Annotated in this window: 10 protein-coding genes; 2 read left to right on the top strand and 8 right to left on the bottom strand. The window is 46.2% G+C overall.

All coding sequences use genetic code 11. The features are described from left to right. Window positions 1-97: 97 nt before the first annotated feature. From QNM19_RS07875 to QNM19_RS07910, 8 genes are all read right to left on the bottom strand, one after another. Entirely contained in the window at window positions 98-526 is a 429-nt protein-coding gene (locus QNM19_RS07875; protein ID WP_010381692.1) for a CBS domain-containing protein, read from the bottom strand. A gap of 97 nt (window positions 527-623) precedes the next feature. Further along, entirely contained in the window at window positions 624-1664 is a 1041-nt protein-coding gene (locus QNM19_RS07880; RefSeq protein WP_284026567.1) for an isoaspartyl peptidase/L-asparaginase family protein, read from the bottom strand. A 123-nt stretch (window positions 1665-1787) separates the two neighbouring features. Then, entirely contained in the window at window positions 1788-2498 is a 711-nt protein-coding gene (locus QNM19_RS07885; RefSeq protein ID WP_049866574.1) for a SapC family protein, read from the bottom strand. 86 nt (window positions 2499-2584) lie between these two features. Next, window positions 2585-4126, bottom strand: a complete 1542-nt coding sequence (locus tag QNM19_RS07890) for a tryptophan halogenase family protein (protein WP_284026568.1) — start codon at window positions 4124-4126, stop codon at window positions 2585-2587. A 143-nt stretch (window positions 4127-4269) separates the two neighbouring features. After that, on the bottom strand, window positions 4270-6969 hold the full coding sequence (locus QNM19_RS07895) for a TonB-dependent receptor (RefSeq protein ID WP_049864136.1): 2700 nt from the start codon (window positions 6967-6969) through the stop codon (window positions 4270-4272). Window positions 6970-7726: 757 nt separating this feature from the next. Next, window positions 7727-9643, bottom strand: coding sequence for a molecular chaperone HtpG (gene htpG, locus QNM19_RS07900; RefSeq protein ID WP_010381703.1), 1917 nt, complete (start codon window positions 9641-9643; stop codon window positions 7727-7729). 169 nt (window positions 9644-9812) lie between these two features. Then, window positions 9813-10412, bottom strand: a complete 600-nt coding sequence (recR, locus tag QNM19_RS07905) for a recombination mediator RecR (RefSeq protein ID WP_010381705.1) — start codon at window positions 10410-10412, stop codon at window positions 9813-9815. 284 nt (window positions 10413-10696) lie between these two features. Continuing rightward, window positions 10697-11308: an MlaC/ttg2D family ABC transporter substrate-binding protein gene (locus tag QNM19_RS07910; RefSeq protein WP_049864135.1), complete on the bottom strand. Its 612-nt coding sequence runs from the start codon at window positions 11306-11308 to the stop codon at window positions 10697-10699. A gap of 235 nt (window positions 11309-11543) precedes the next feature. Here QNM19_RS07910 and QNM19_RS07915 point away from each other — a divergent pair, with 235 nt between their 5' ends. Continuing rightward, entirely contained in the window at window positions 11544-12068 is a 525-nt protein-coding gene (locus tag QNM19_RS07915) for an acyloxyacyl hydrolase (protein WP_049864138.1), read from the top strand. A 308-nt stretch (window positions 12069-12376) separates the two neighbouring features. Further along, window positions 12377-14740, top strand: a complete 2364-nt coding sequence (locus QNM19_RS07920) for a TonB-dependent receptor plug domain-containing protein (protein ID WP_284026569.1) — start codon at window positions 12377-12379, stop codon at window positions 14738-14740. Window positions 14741-14763 lie beyond the last annotated feature (23 nt).

Consider the following 14763-nt stretch of genomic DNA (forward strand, 5'->3'; position numbering starts at 1 on the left):
CCTTTGACAGGGGCTGCGCACTAAATACCGACAGGCGGGCTTAATCTGGCAAACTGTGTGTGACGCGCTTGCCGGTATACTGAGGCCTAATCAGCGATTAAACAAAGCGGTTGCCTGACTCATAGGTATCATGAAGGTGCTTGTCAATCGCGTACAATACGTTTGTTCGGCTGATCACCCCTACCAAACGGCAGTCATCATCGCATACAGGATATAATTTGGGTTTGTCGGCAGTCATTCTGTCAGCCAGCTTCAAAATGCTGTCGTCCGGGCTCACACACAAAGGTTCGGTATTCATCACATCAGCCACGATACTGTGTGATTCGTTCTGATAAGTAGCTTCGAGCATAGTGCGAATACAGTCCTGTTCAGACAAAAATCCCACGACGTGTTGCATATCATCAATCACGGGGCCTCCAGCCTGACCACTTTGTAGTAACTTTTCCACTGCCGATTCGATGCGCATGTCCGCTTTAAAGGTAACCGGACGATGATTAAGATAGTCTGCTACTTTGACAGATTGCATATTTCATTCCCCTAAAAAAACACCAGCTTCATATTAAATAGTAGCTGGCGTTACAAAAATTGCCCAAGTTTACAGGCCTTAAGCATATTAATTAGGGTTACTTTTTGTCGTCAAAAATACCGACATAGGTAGGCTGCGTGTTAGATTTGCTGGCGCGATACATCCCTTTAGTATTAAAAGGCATGCTGATATTGCCCTCGGCATCTAAAATGATCACTCCGCCGGTACCACCGGCTTCAAGCATTGGGCCAAAAATAACATCCTGTCCCGCTTGCGCCACTGTTTTTCCCTGATACTGTACCCGCGCACAGATATCCGCCGCGATGTTATAGCGAATAAAATACTCACCATGTCCGGTCGCAGAGACAGCACACGAGTCATTATCCGCGAATGTACCTGCGCCAATGATCGGTGAATCACCGATACGACCGAATCGTTTTGCCGTCATCCCGCCAGTTGAGGTGCCTGCCGCGAGGTTGCCTTGTTTGTCCAGTGCCACTGCCCCAACAGTGCCCATTTTGTATTGCTGTGGTAGCTGTTGATGTAAAGCCTGATAATCCTTAATCCCCTGCTCTGCCTGCTCCAGTTTCTTTCGTGCTTTTTGCCAGGCCTCATAGCGGTGAGGCGTATCAAAATAGTCCTTGTTGACGAACGCAACTCCTTCACGTTTTGCAAACTCTTGAGCACCTTCACCACTGAGCATCACGTGCACCGACTTCTCCATAACCGCTCTGGCTAACTCAATGGGGTTTTTAATCAATGTCACTCCGGAAATTGCACCAGCTTGACGATCCCGGCCATCCATAATCGACGCATCCAGCTCATGCGTACCGTCATAGGTATATACTGCACCTTTTCCGGCGTTAAAAAATGGGGAATTTTCCAGTACCTTAATTGCTGTTGTAATGGCATCCAGGCTTTCACCGCCTTTTTCCAAAACGGCATACCCTTGCTCAACAGCTGATTGCAAAGTTTGTCGGTAAGCCAGCTCCTGCTCTGGCGTAAATTTGGCGCGCTCAATTGTGCCTGCACCACCATGGATTGCGATAGCAATGGGTGATTGAGCTGGGGCTGAAAAAACGGGATATGCTGTGCTTAATGCCACAAGCAAAGATGAAGTAAGTAATAAACGGCGCATGTCGAATTCCTGTTGTTCTTTTATTGTCGAACTAAGCTGCCGGATATAAATTCTGGTTGCAAAAAAAAGCGATAAAAAAAGCGCCCTTAAGGCGCTTTCTTGCAATTCATAGTCACTCGTAACTTAGCTTGCCTGACGCTTTGCTTTCAGGCGTGCCAGACGGCCAACCTGATGTGTAGAAGTCAGGAAAGAGAAGATAGGTGCCAGGTAGCCTCGCTTACGCAGCTCAAGGTAAGCTTCGTCGCTCAGTTCGTTCAGCTTACGCTCGTCTACCAGGTAGATACCGTTGATGTCTTTCTTTTCGCCAGCGATTTCAACAGTCAGAGTCTGTTGTACCAGCAGATCTTTCTCTGCCAGATATTGTGTGAACGCTTCAGTAACGCGAGAAAACTCGATGAAGTTAACCAGCGCTTCTTTACGACGCTCAAGGTACTCAGTTTCTTTGCCGTCTTCGAACAAAGCATTGCCTTCTTCTTCACCTACCAGCGGGCTCGCTTCATCAATCACGATGCCGTACTGATCTTGCTCTGGGTGCTTAACCAGACCAAACGGGTAACGAGATGCAGCAAGAGGTGCGATACCCGCAGTCCACTCGCCATCTTGTACAAACAGGTTTTCACCTGGCTCAAGACCAAATAAAGCAACTGCCTGATATTGACCGCTCTCTGTATTCTTAACAAATGCCATCGGGAATTCAGTTGCTACACGTGCAAACTCGTGTGCAACGACCGGGATCAAGTGCTGAGATTTTAAAAATTCTACATTGATGCCATTTTTTACTTTAGTGTTGGCATGTTTCTCGTTGTGTAAAGGCTGCACTTGTTGCTCCGCCATAATACTGCTCCGTTTTATCATAAAGTTGTTATTTATATGCGTCCAAGGCTATAGCTTTTCAAGGTAAAAGAAAAGAAATATTGTGGTTAAATTCTTTGAAAGCCATATCTTGCTGCTTTTGCAACCAAGTTGCTGTGTGTCTCTAACATTGCTCCAGCTTTTTGTTGCTGCTGGGCCACCAGCTTCAGCATAGCTTCCTGTTGTGACAGTTTTTGTGGCGACGGGTAATTGCATTGACTGGGATAATTCATGCCATACAACACATACAGATGATTCTCCAATCTGAACACATCCAGACTACTGACAAAATCATACTCATTAGGAATGTCATTACGCCATAATGCCAGTTTATGTTGCAGCGATTCCGGGATCGTTTCTGGTAAACGGTTCATACGCCAAAACTCACTGTCGTCACGATTAGAGATGCAGTAATGAAGTTTGATAAAGTCAACGATTGACTGCCAGACATGCGTCATGTGCTGATTAAATTGCTGCGCAATGGCGGGGATTTCCTGACGTTCACCAGGGAGGCGCTTTGACAACATTCTCGCTGCTAAATCAAACACTAGTAGCCCTGTCGCTTCCAGCGGTTCAACAAAGCCCTGGGACAGCCCAATACCAATACAGTTTTTCACCCAGGCTTGTGCTCGATAACCCACTTGCATTTTAATCAGTCGGGATTCGACGGTGTCTTCTGGTTTTCCGAGGTAAGCACATAGGTCACGATGCGCCTGTTCATGGCTCGTAAACTGATCGCTATACACATGACCAACCCCCTTGCGGGTTTGCAGACCAATGTCCCAAATCCAACCAGCCTGCTGAGCGGTTGAAACAGTATAAGGCGGCACCTCATGCTCGCTTTCATAAGGGACTTGCGTCACCACAGCATGATTGGCAAAGAGGACATCACTCTTATCAATAAACGGGGTATCTAGCGCTTTGCCAAGCAATAAAGACTGGAAGCCACTGCAATCAACAAACAAGTCGCCTTCAAGCAGGCCCCCTTGTTTCAGCTGTAATCCCGATATGGATCCATCCAGTGCGAGATTGACCGATTCTACCTCGTCCAGCACATGGTTAACTTGGCGGTTTTTAATCGCATGCTCTGACAGCAATGCCGAAAATTTGCCAGCATCCAGGTGAAAAGCATAATTAATCATACGCTCATATTCGGCATTCGTGATCAGCTTAGGCGCCTTGTTTTCGAGTGCGATATGGGCCTGAATGGAAACACTTTGGTCAAAACGAGCCCTGGCCTCTGGCAGCTGATGCAACCAGTAAGGCAGCAGATTAACCCCGTTCACATTTGGATCGTCAAATGGATGAAAATAGCAATGGGGCTGCCCGTTAACAGGCTTATTCCAGCCAACAAAATGAATGCCATTTTTAAACGTAGCGTCGCACAGGCGGAACATATCCGACTCACGGATGCCAAACTTCTTCAGGCTATCGACAATCACAGGGACAGTCCCCTCTCCGACACCAATCGTTGGAATGTCAGGAGACTCTACTAATGTGATACTCACATCCTCGGACGCATCTGCGGCCAAATGGTTGGCTGCCAGCCAACCCGCTGTGCCACCACCGACAATAACGATACGTTTAATTTTGGTTTCTGCATTTTGCACAATTCACCTCACAACCACTGAACAGACCACCACGGACAGACATGCCGCTTTAACTACAAACAAAGTCCGCCTGTCTCGATCTTGCCATAAAACAGGCATAAAAAAGCCCCACTATTTAAGCAGGGCTTTTCCAAACAACAAAATTAGAAACGTAAGTTTGCACCCAGTGCAATCTTGCGCTCACCCACATAGCTCCATGCAGGGAAGTTGTGTTTCGTTTCTTCTTTCAACAGACCGTCAGAGCCAGAGATACCAATCTGGTAGCTGTCTTCTTCAAGAATGTTTACAACTTCAAGCGTCAGGCTGATATTGTCATTCACCTGGTAGTTACCAGTGAAGTCCAAAGTACCGAAGTCCATGTGCTCACGTGAAGAGTAGAAACCCGTTTCACGGATCATGAACTCTGAACGCCAGTTATAAGCAAGACGAGCACCGAAGTCATCATTCTCATAGTAACCAACCAGGTTAACTGTGTGGTCAGAACTGTCTGAGAAACGGCCGATACGGTCATCGAAGTTTGTTTCTTCAGATGAGCTGTCTGCATACGTGTAGTTAACAATCGCACCGAAGCCATTGTCAAACGCGTGTTGCAGCTGAAGCTCAAGACCGATTACGTCACCACCGTCACCATTAACACGATTAACGATGTTCCACACGTCACAGTTACATGCCGGGTCATTAATACCGATAGACTGATTTGGCGTGGTTGATGACGTTACGAATGTCTCAATGTCTTTGTAGAAGAACGTCGCACTTGCGAAGTTGCTGTCACCGTAATAGTACTCGTAAGACACGTCCAACTGAGTTGCTTTGAACGGCTCAAGACCTGGGTTACCAGTTACTTCTTGCTGGTCATTCGGGTTTTCATTGTCGTAACCACTCAAACTAGAACGTGCAAACACATCCTGGTAGTTAGGGCGACTGATAACCTGTGCGATTGAACCTCTCAGGATAGTGTCTTCATCCAGATCGTACGCGATATTGAAGCTTGGCAGGATATCTGAGTAATCCGCTTCTTTGTTAGACAACGTCTTAGATTTCAGCGCATTACCGCCGTAGAAGTTGCCTGATTCTGTGATACCTGTCACAGTGATGTCTGAACCATAGTAGTCACTGTTTACATCTGTAGAGATGTAACGCAGGCCGAAGTTACCACGGTAGTTTTCACCGCTGAAATCAGCCATTACGTAAAACGCAAAGTTCTCTTCTTCAAGCGCTGCATAACCACTGCGGTCACGAACATATTCGCTGAAGTTCTGCGCAGTATGGTTGAACATCGCATCCAGGTGTGGACCCGGGATAGTGATGTATTCAAAACCTGCTTCGTTTACACCGTTACCATATAGTTGAGCTGGTGCGATATCAGCAATGTCCGCAATTACGCTAGTTGGGTTATTTGGATCACTTAGCACCGGCGTACCATCTGCATTACGCTGAATGTTTGCCAGGCCTTTGAAGTTATCTTCTTCAACCTTGTGGTTAGTGAAGCGTGCACCAACGTGAACGGCAGTGATGATGTCATGATCAAGCATGAACTTAGTATCAAGTTGTGCGTACGTCTCTTCATCCGTATTCGGCTGATTACGTACTGCCCATGCTGCTACGCCTGGGTTACCCTCATTCCAGTGACCAACGCGATAATCATTTTCTTTCAGCTGGATCTTGATACGCTTGCCTGTCATGTCGATCATGCCGTAGCGATCTTCATGAGAACCAATCAAACCACCATAGTTTGTTTGCGCTTCTGTACCACCCGTTGCTTCTGAACGACCGATACGGCCAGAAATTTCGAACGTGTCACGCTTGAATTCAAAGCCAAAATCAACCGTTTCAGATTCCATCTTTGCACGACGTGCAAAGGCTTGTAGCCAAGACGGGTTATCTGTTGGCGTTGCCGCTGTTGCTTCAGACAACATACATACGCCATCCGGGTTCTCGCCCAGACAGTTAGCACCAGCCTGGAAGATCCAGAAGCTGCTGTTGTTGTTGTTGGCTTCTAACTCAAGGTTCATGTAAGTCAGATCGAATGACAGTTCATCATTTGGCGCGTACTGGAACGCTACGTTAGTTGCTGTTCTTTCACGCTCTTGCAGGAAGTAGTTAGCAGAAACTGCACCATTCCAGCCAGCAAGTGATTCGTTACCACGACGAACATAGTCAGTTTCCTGCACTGCTAACGCAGCAAGTACACCAAATGTTTCATCATCGTTTTTATAGCTTGCAAGGCCACTGTAAGCAGGGTCCCACTGCTCAGACTGGCTTGAATATACGCTCTTAACAGAAGCGAAAACGGTTCCGGAATCCAGGTCTAATGGTTTACGGGTTTTTACGTTAACCGTACCACCAACACCACCTTCAACAATGTTTGCTTGTGAAGACTTATATACGTCGATACCTGAAATAAGTTCAGGCGGCAACAACGTATAGTTAAAGCTTCGGTCAATCGCTTGCTCGGTGTACCAACCTGTTGAAGCAACGTTCTGACCGTTCAGAGTTGTCAGCGTTAGCTGGCTAGATGCACCACGGATAGATACTTGCTGGCCCTGACCAAACTGACGGCTAACCGCTACGCCCGGGATACGACCCAGTGCTTCACCTACGTCACTGTCTGGAAACTTACCGATATCTTCTGCTGATACCGCGTCTACAACGCTGGTTGCAAATCGTTTAGTATTAACTGCTTCAGCCAATGAACGGCGGATACCGCGCACCTCAATGACTTCAACGTTTTCTTGAACGCCAGTCTGGTTATCTTCAGCAAACGCTACGCCTGTCACACCCGTACTTAGGATGAGGCCAACCTTAGCTGCCAGTAAGCTTTTTTTAAAATTATTAGCTAACACAGGATTCCCCTTGAATCATTTTGTTGGTTTTTAAATCACTTCTGCCCAGTGATGATGACAACGCTGTCATCTAATAACAAACCATACACCCAAAATTACAGATTCGCTACATCTTTTTTTGTGGCTTACATAAGATTTTTTCAACAAAATCCTAACCCACTGAAATAGATAGAATAAATAATTTTGTGGTTATAGTTTGTTACAAACGAGGAGAATATATCACAAGCTATGCACTTTTTAACAGCTGTTGCGATGAGTTATGTAGAAGAATTGGACCTAATTAATAAACTAATCTAATTTAGGTGAGTTGTGCTATCTGATTATTCCATACACGTTCGGGCAGAAGCGGATTCAAGGTGATAATAGATCTCAATGACAACGCTGTCATTTTATCTTTTTCATCATTGCTTTGTCCAGTGTATTTGCATGACAAATTTGCTAAGAAGCCTTTAAACACGCAGCTGTACGGCATTTGTTCGCAGCAAAACAAGTACTTAAACCGAGTTAAGAGAGTGAAAATTTGTCACTACTCTATCTTTTTAATTCAGATATGCATCAAGACTTATTAAATAAAGTACCCCATTGGTAGCTTTTGCAGCTAAATGTGGCTTTGTGGTATGGGCTCTGACGGGATGAAAAAGATAAACAGTACACCTCACTATCCGATTAGCTTTCTGCAATGTACCTTTAACAACAACAAAAAGCCCGGTCGAGTTACTCGCCGGGCTTTCTGACACACAATAAAAACTGCGATGATTTATTTACTCAGATCAAGCATCAGCTTGTTCAGACGAGCAACAAACCCTGCCGGGTCTTTCAGGCTACCACGTTCTGCAAGCAATGCCTGATCCAGCAGTACCTCTGACCATTGTGCAAACTTATCTTCGTCTTGCTCAACATTCAGGTGCTTAACCAGTTGATGCTCTGGGTTAAGCTCAAAGATTGGCTTAGACTCAGGTGCAGACTGACCAATTGATTCCATCAGCTTTTGCATCTGTGAGCTCATGTCGTGGTCATCAACAACCACACAAGCCGGAGAATCTGTCAGACGATGCGTAAAGCGGACTTCTTTTACTTTATCGCCCAGCGCTTCTTTAATGCGCTCAACCAGACCTTCTACCTGCTTTTCGCTTTCTTCCTGCGCCTTTTTACTTTCTTCGTCTTCCATATCACCCAGGTCTAAATCACCACGAGTAATTGACTGGAATTGTTTCTCAGCAAACTCTGTCAGGTGACTCATCATCCATTCGTCTACGCGATCTGAAAGCAATAGTACCTCGATGCCCTTCTTACGGAAGATTTCAAGGTGCGGTGAGCTCTTCGCAGCTTCAAAGCTATCTGCCACGACGTAGTAAATTTTGTCCTGGCCTTCTGTCATACGCTCGATATACTGCTCCAGTGACACATTTTGTACACTCTCGTCAGTATGAGTCGAACTGAAACGCAGTAGTTTAGCAATCGCTTCTTTATTGGCTGCGTCTTCAGCCGGGCCTTCTTTGATAACCTGGCCGAATTCATTCCAGAAAGTCTGGTAGTCTTCTGCCTTGTTCTTACCCATACGGTCAAGCATCTTAAGGATACGTGACGTACAGCCTTTGCGGATTGCCTGAGTAACTTTGTTATCTTGCAGGATTTCACGTGATACGTTCAGTGGTAGATCGTTGGAATCCAACAGACCTTTTACGAAACGCAGATAGCTTGGCATAAACTGTTCAGCGTCATCCATAATGAATACACGTTGTACGTACAACTTCAGGCCTGTCTGACGATCACGGTTCCACATGTCGAAAGGTGCTTTTTTAGGAATGTACAGCAAGCTGGTGTATTCCGTTTTACCTTCTACTTTGTTATGTGCCCAGGTCAGTGGCTCTTCCCAGTCATGGCCAACATGCTTATAAAATTCTTTGTATTCTTCTTCGCTGATCTCTGACTTATCACGCGTCCACAAAGCCGTAGCACGGTTGATCCCTTCCCACTCGCCAGGCTGTGCTTCAATTTTTTCACCGTCCGGGCCTTCAGATTCTGGTACAGGGGCTTTAAACATTTCCACTGGGATAGAGATGTGATCAGAATACTTAGTCACGATTGAACGCAAGCGGAAGTCATCTGCAAACTCCAGCTCTTCTTCACGCAAGTGAAGAATGATCTCTGTACCGCGCTCTGCTTTTTCAATATCAGCCAGGGTGTATTCACCCTCACCTTTTGACTGCCATTCAACAGCCTGCGCCTCACCCGCTTTACGTGTGCGTACAGTCACTTCGTCAGCAACGATGAACGCTGAGTAGAAACCCACACCAAACTGGCCAATCAGCTGAGAGTCTTTTGCCTCATCACCTGTCAGATTCTTAAAGAATTCAGCAGTACCAGACTTTGCAATGGTACCCAAAGAGCTGATCACTTCGTCACGAGTCATACCAATACCATTGTCAGAAATGGTCACTGTTTTCGCGTCTTTGTCGGCACTGATACGTACACGCAGGTCGGCATCACCTTCATACAGGTTACCGTTTTGCAGCGCTAAGAAACGCAGCTTGTCAGCAGCATCCGACGCATTGGATACAAGCTCACGTAAAAAGATCTCTTTGTTTGAGTACAAGCTGTGGATCATCAGCTGAAGTAATTGCTTAGTGTTGGCACTAAATGAATGATTTTCTTTAGTATTTTCGGTAGTCATTTGGTACACCCTAACTTATTTGGTACACAATAATAGTACATAGTTAATCAGTTAACTTGCGTTATGCTGAGGTATATTGTGCTGGGGAGATTTTTTTCAAGAGTGAGCAGGGAAAAAAATTACGGATTGCATATATTCAGAGCAAGGAGAAAGCCCTTTCGGGCGTTCATTATATCGCTTTTCTGCCGCTAAACGCATGCATCAGAGTCATACCATCAACCAATTCCAGCTCACCCCCTACTGGCATACCGTGTGCGATTCGCGAGGCAGTCACATTATGTTGATGACACATCTCACCGATAAAATGTGCAGTGGCCTCCCCTTCAACCGTCGGGTTGGTTGCCAGAATCACTTCATTGATGTTGCCATTACTAAGCGTTTTTTCCAGCACATCCATGCCAATTTCGTTTGGACCAATCCCATCCAGCGGAGACAAATGGCCCATCAAGACAAAATACAGCCCCTGGTACTGGCCTGTTTGTTCGATTGCCAGCACATCGCTTGGAGATTCAACCACACATAACAACCCGGTATCCTGACGTTTAATGTTGCTGCAGATATCGCATACCGGGGTTTCTGAAAACGTTCGACAAGATTCACAGTGACCAATTTTATCCATCGCCTGTAACAGGCTCTGGCCTAACTGTGTGCCACCACTACGGTCTCTTTCAAGCAGGTGAAAGGCGATCCTTTGTGCCGATTTAGGTCCAATGCCGGGTAAACAGCGCAGCGCTTCAACCAAAGCTGAAAGAGAGGGAGATAATTGCATAATAAAGCGTTCTTAATTTGCTGACAGCGTTGCACGATAGCATGCAGACACCTGATGGCCTAACACCAACACGACGGCTATCTATGACACTGTTCGTATTCGTTCAATGGTTGCCATCTTACTATGTCTAATGCAGTAGCGACAAGCCAAAGATAAGTCACAAGCCAGGTATCACAGCACGTTAGGTAAAAAGAAAAAGGCGGGCAATCGGAGAAGATTGGATCTCATGGGTAAGAGTGAATACCCGCCTGAAGGACGCAAATCGTGTCTTTAATTCGTTCCGATTAACTCTTTGCCACCAGTTCTTTACTTACCTGATCGATACCAACTTCGCTGATCCGTGAGGTAATTTCTTTTTGCTTTGCGCTGAGCAATGAGATGCTCTCAGCAACCAGGTCATACACCTGCCACTCTCCAGCTTTGTTCTTACGAAACTTGAATACAATATCAATGGTTGGGGCATTCGGCTCAACTATCTCAGACTTCACAGAGGCAAACTTACTGTCAGCGCTTACAACTGGCTCAATAAAGTTGACCTGCTGACCTTTATAGCTCATTAGCGCATTTGCATAAGTGTTTGCCAGATATTGCTCGACGGCATCAATGAAGGTCACCGCCTGTTCGCGCTTAATCTCACGGACATGTTTACCCAACAACTTAAAAGACACATATTTAATGTCTATATGTGGCATCAGTTGTTCACGTACCAACTTTTTCAGCTCAACCTTCTTGTGCGCTTCTTCCAGGGTATTGAGCTTGCCGATATCCACAAATAATTGGTCACCAACCGATTTTATCAAACCGTAAGGGTTACTTTGTGTATCCGTGGCAGCAATGCTTTGTAAGCTGCTAAACGCCAGCAGTGCCACCAGCATAAGTTGCATTAGTTTTTTCATGATCCGCTCCGTTATATGTTAATGAAGCCAGTTTAGCGCTAACTTTGCAGATGAAAAACACACAAATCAGCATCATATTAGTGCCACTTTGGCATCAATAAGATTTTCTTTAAAAATCAGACATCTAGTTTTTTATTGCCGAAACGGCATCAATTAGTTGCTGTTTAATACCTTTTTAATGGCACTCAACACCCAGACAATGGAGATATTCAATTCTACTGAGTTTGATTTCATAATGATCAGAGTAATCGTATTCCTGCTGTCACTACTTATTGTTGTTACTGCACCTGCACACGCGAAGCAACATGGCTATGCCATCCATTACATTCATGGTGAAGGTAGTGTCGATGGGATTAAATTAGCGTACCAATATCATCCAGAGCTGGACTTACCGCCAGCCTGGCGTCACTTTGATGTGCACTTCGAAAGCAGTATCAACTTCTGGCGCTATGGTGAAGAGAACCATCACGACGGTAACTTTGTCCTGGCAGTCTCTCCTGTGATCCGCTACCCATTTACCACCGTTAATGGGCATCCAGTGGCCTTAGAGTTTGGCATTGGCGTCGCCTTACTGGATGATACTCAGTTTGCAGGTAAAGACGTCAGTACCCATTACCAGTTTGAAGACAGATTAGGACTGGTGTATCAGATGGACGATGCCAATGTTGCGATCCGCTATATGCATTACTCCAATGCCGGCTTTAAAAGCCCCAACCCCGGATTGGATTTCCTTTCCCTGTCCTATTCAGCGTATTTTTAGCAATTTATGCCCGGTCAGTCGCAGTACTCACCGGGCCTTAGGTCAAATAAAGAATATGGCGTGGTTCAATCATCTGACCGCATCCAATCAAAGTCGCAATTACCTAATTTTGTAAAACCAGGTTAGTTCCCACTAACCCTGTGAATCTTCCAGATTACCCCTTACAGAGTCAGCCAACCTTGACAAACAGGCAGTTTATTCTAACCTCCAAAGATTAGAGTAAGTTAGTCACTGACCATGTCATATCTGCGTTTTGATAGAGTAACACGTCATTGGCGCACTACAATGAGTAGGGCCAGGGACAACTTATGACCAGGAAATTACCCAGCCGAACGCCAACGGCGCTCTTGTTATCTTCCGCCTTAATCATCAGTTCACACAGCGCAGCGCAGGATGATGAACTTGATACATTAATGGAGCTAAGCTTAGAAGACTTACTCGATGTCACCGTGTCATCCGCTTCCGGTATTGAAGAAACTCTGCGTGATGCCCCTGCTGCGATTGTGATCATTACCGCAGCAGATATCAGGCAACGCGGTTACACCAGCATTGATGAAGTGATCCTCGATCTTCCCGGGTTTGATAGCACAGTCACCAATGGTAATGGTGGCGTTATCACCTATCAGCGCGGCTACCGTACACCACTCACCCAGCGCACGCTCATGCTGGTCAATGGCATAGTCGATAATCACTTGTGGTATCACGAAGCCACCTTGTCAAAAAATTACCCATTGTCGAATATAGCGCGGATAGAAGTGCTGTATGGACCGGTAGGTGCGGTATATGGCCCCAATGCATTTTTGGGGATCATCAATCTGGTCACGTCCGATGCTCGAGATACGTATCAGGATAATGATTTTTTTAAAGTACAAATTCAGTCTGGCAGCTATGACACACATAGCGTTGATATCGCCGCGGGCGGCAACCACAACAACCTGACCTATAATCTGTCTGCTAAATACTACTCAAGTGACGAAGCCGACATCAATGATCTGGCGCCCTGGGGTTATGTCAGTAACGAACTATTGAGCAACCGCGATATCTGGGGGCCAGTCATCTATGACACTGCCCTGTCCGCCAATTGCGAGGCGGATGGCTGTCCCCACAGCTCTAAATACAATGAGTTTGGTGCCTATCATGACCCACAACGGGAATGGGGTATTCTTGCCGATGTCGGGTTCAAAAACCTGACTTTGGGGATCATAGAATGGGATATGCGCCATGGCTGGGGTCCACAATACCCGCATGATAGAGCGCAGCCTGCGGCTCAGTGGTATCGTAACTCTGAACAATATTATCTGCGACACGCAGGCACAATTAAAAATAACTTACAGGTAAATACGCTGCTGCTGAGCAGAAAAAGTGGCAATGGTGGCTACTGGGTCGAATCTTTTCCCGGTTCCACCGCTTTGACGGGCCCGGATGTAGTTTCAACACTGACCATTTCGCATTGGCGAACAAGCAATAAGAGCTGGCTGTTTAAGCAAGACTATGAATTTGATTACTCTGAGCAATTAAAGCTCAGTGGCGGCATTAAATTTGAAGACAAAGAACTCACCAAAGCATACGATGCCTGCGGCTATTTTCCCGAAACCTTTTGCTCATCAGATACGCCGGAGACCGCAGGGGACGGAGTTGCGGTCAATACAGACAGCACTATCAACATTCAGCCAGATACGCTCAGCCGGATGCCAGACGAAAACCTCGCCAGCCTAACTGACAGAGGCGCATACATTCAGGCCATCTGGAATATCAATGACTGGCGGGTCAATGCCGGTATCAGATATGATAAGAATAGCCTGTACGGCAGTACCACTAACCCCAGAGCCTCCGCCATTTATTTTCTCTCGGATAAATCAACCGTTAAGATGCTCTATGGCACAGCTTTTCAGGAACCGGCCCCGATCCAACTATGGGGCGGCTGGAGCGGCCGCTCTGCCAACCCAAACCTAAAACCCGAAAAAGCTGAGAATTTCGAGCTCATCTATATGTATCAGCAGGACAACTGGCTTCATGACCTGTCCTTATTTACCGCCAGGTACGACGACGTTGTAAAAGAAGAAGCAGAAAACGCCGGAAAGCGCAGCACCTATGGTCTGGAGTATCGTGGCAAATTTGAATTCAGTAACTTTTTTTCAGGCGCTGCCAATATCTCCGGTTACCTGTATTACACCCATACAAAGACCAAAAGCAGCGTCAGCTACGATCACACACTGGATCTGTGGGTTGGTCAAGGGATAGAGAATTGCCAGGACATCGCCCAGAACCATACGTTATCTTACAACCCCTGCCAGGATATGGATGTTGAGCTTGGCGATATCGCACCGCACAAAATCAGTGCTGGCCTCAATGTACCAGTCAATGAGGCACTCAATGTCAACGTCAGGGCCAACTGGGTTTCAGGCAAACCGCTGTACTTGAGAAACACACTGCGCGCGAAAAACAGAGAAAATGATGCCTACTTAACGGTCGATGCCAACATCATTTACCGGTACGAATCAATTGAAGTCGCGTTTAAAGTAAAAAATCTCTTTGATGAGCTCTATTACCACTCCGGCGCAGAAGCCGCTGCGAGTGGCGATGATTTTGAGCAGCGCTCACAGGGTTGGGCCAACTCCCTAATCCCTCAACCCAAGCGCAGTTTTATGCTATCGGTGAGTATGCAGTTTTAGGTAGCTCCTGACATCACGAAACT

It is taken from the genome of Pseudoalteromonas ardens, from assembly GCF_030125445.1.
In the GTDB taxonomy this organism is placed as follows: Bacteria; Pseudomonadota; Gammaproteobacteria; order Enterobacterales; family Alteromonadaceae; genus Pseudoalteromonas; species Pseudoalteromonas ardens.

Bases quoted from the DNA above. Each gene is read 5' to 3' on its own strand.
- htpG (WP_010381703.1), bottom strand. From the start codon at position 9,643: ATGACTACCGAAAATACTAAAGAAAATCATTCATTTAGTGCCAACACT.
- recR (WP_010381705.1), bottom strand. From the start codon at position 10,412: ATGCAATTATCTCCCTCTCTTTCAGCTTTGGTTGAAGCGCTGCGCTGT.
- QNM19_RS07910 (WP_049864135.1), bottom strand. From the start codon at position 11,308: ATGAAAAAACTAATGCAACTTATGCTGGTGGCACTGCTGGCGTTTAGC.
- QNM19_RS07915 (WP_049864138.1), top strand. From the start codon at position 11,544: ATGATCAGAGTAATCGTATTCCTGCTGTCACTACTTATTGTTGTTACT.
- QNM19_RS07920 (WP_284026569.1), top strand. From the start codon at position 12,377: ATGACCAGGAAATTACCCAGCCGAACGCCAACGGCGCTCTTGTTATCT.
- QNM19_RS07880 (WP_284026567.1), bottom strand. From the start codon at position 1,664: ATGCGCCGTTTATTACTTACTTCATCTTTGCTTGTGGCATTAAGCACA.
- QNM19_RS07875 (WP_010381692.1), bottom strand. From the start codon at position 526: ATGCAATCTGTCAAAGTAGCAGACTATCTTAATCATCGTCCGGTTACC.
- QNM19_RS07885 (WP_049866574.1), bottom strand. From the start codon at position 2,498: ATGGCGGAGCAACAAGTGCAGCCTTTACACAACGAGAAACATGCCAAC.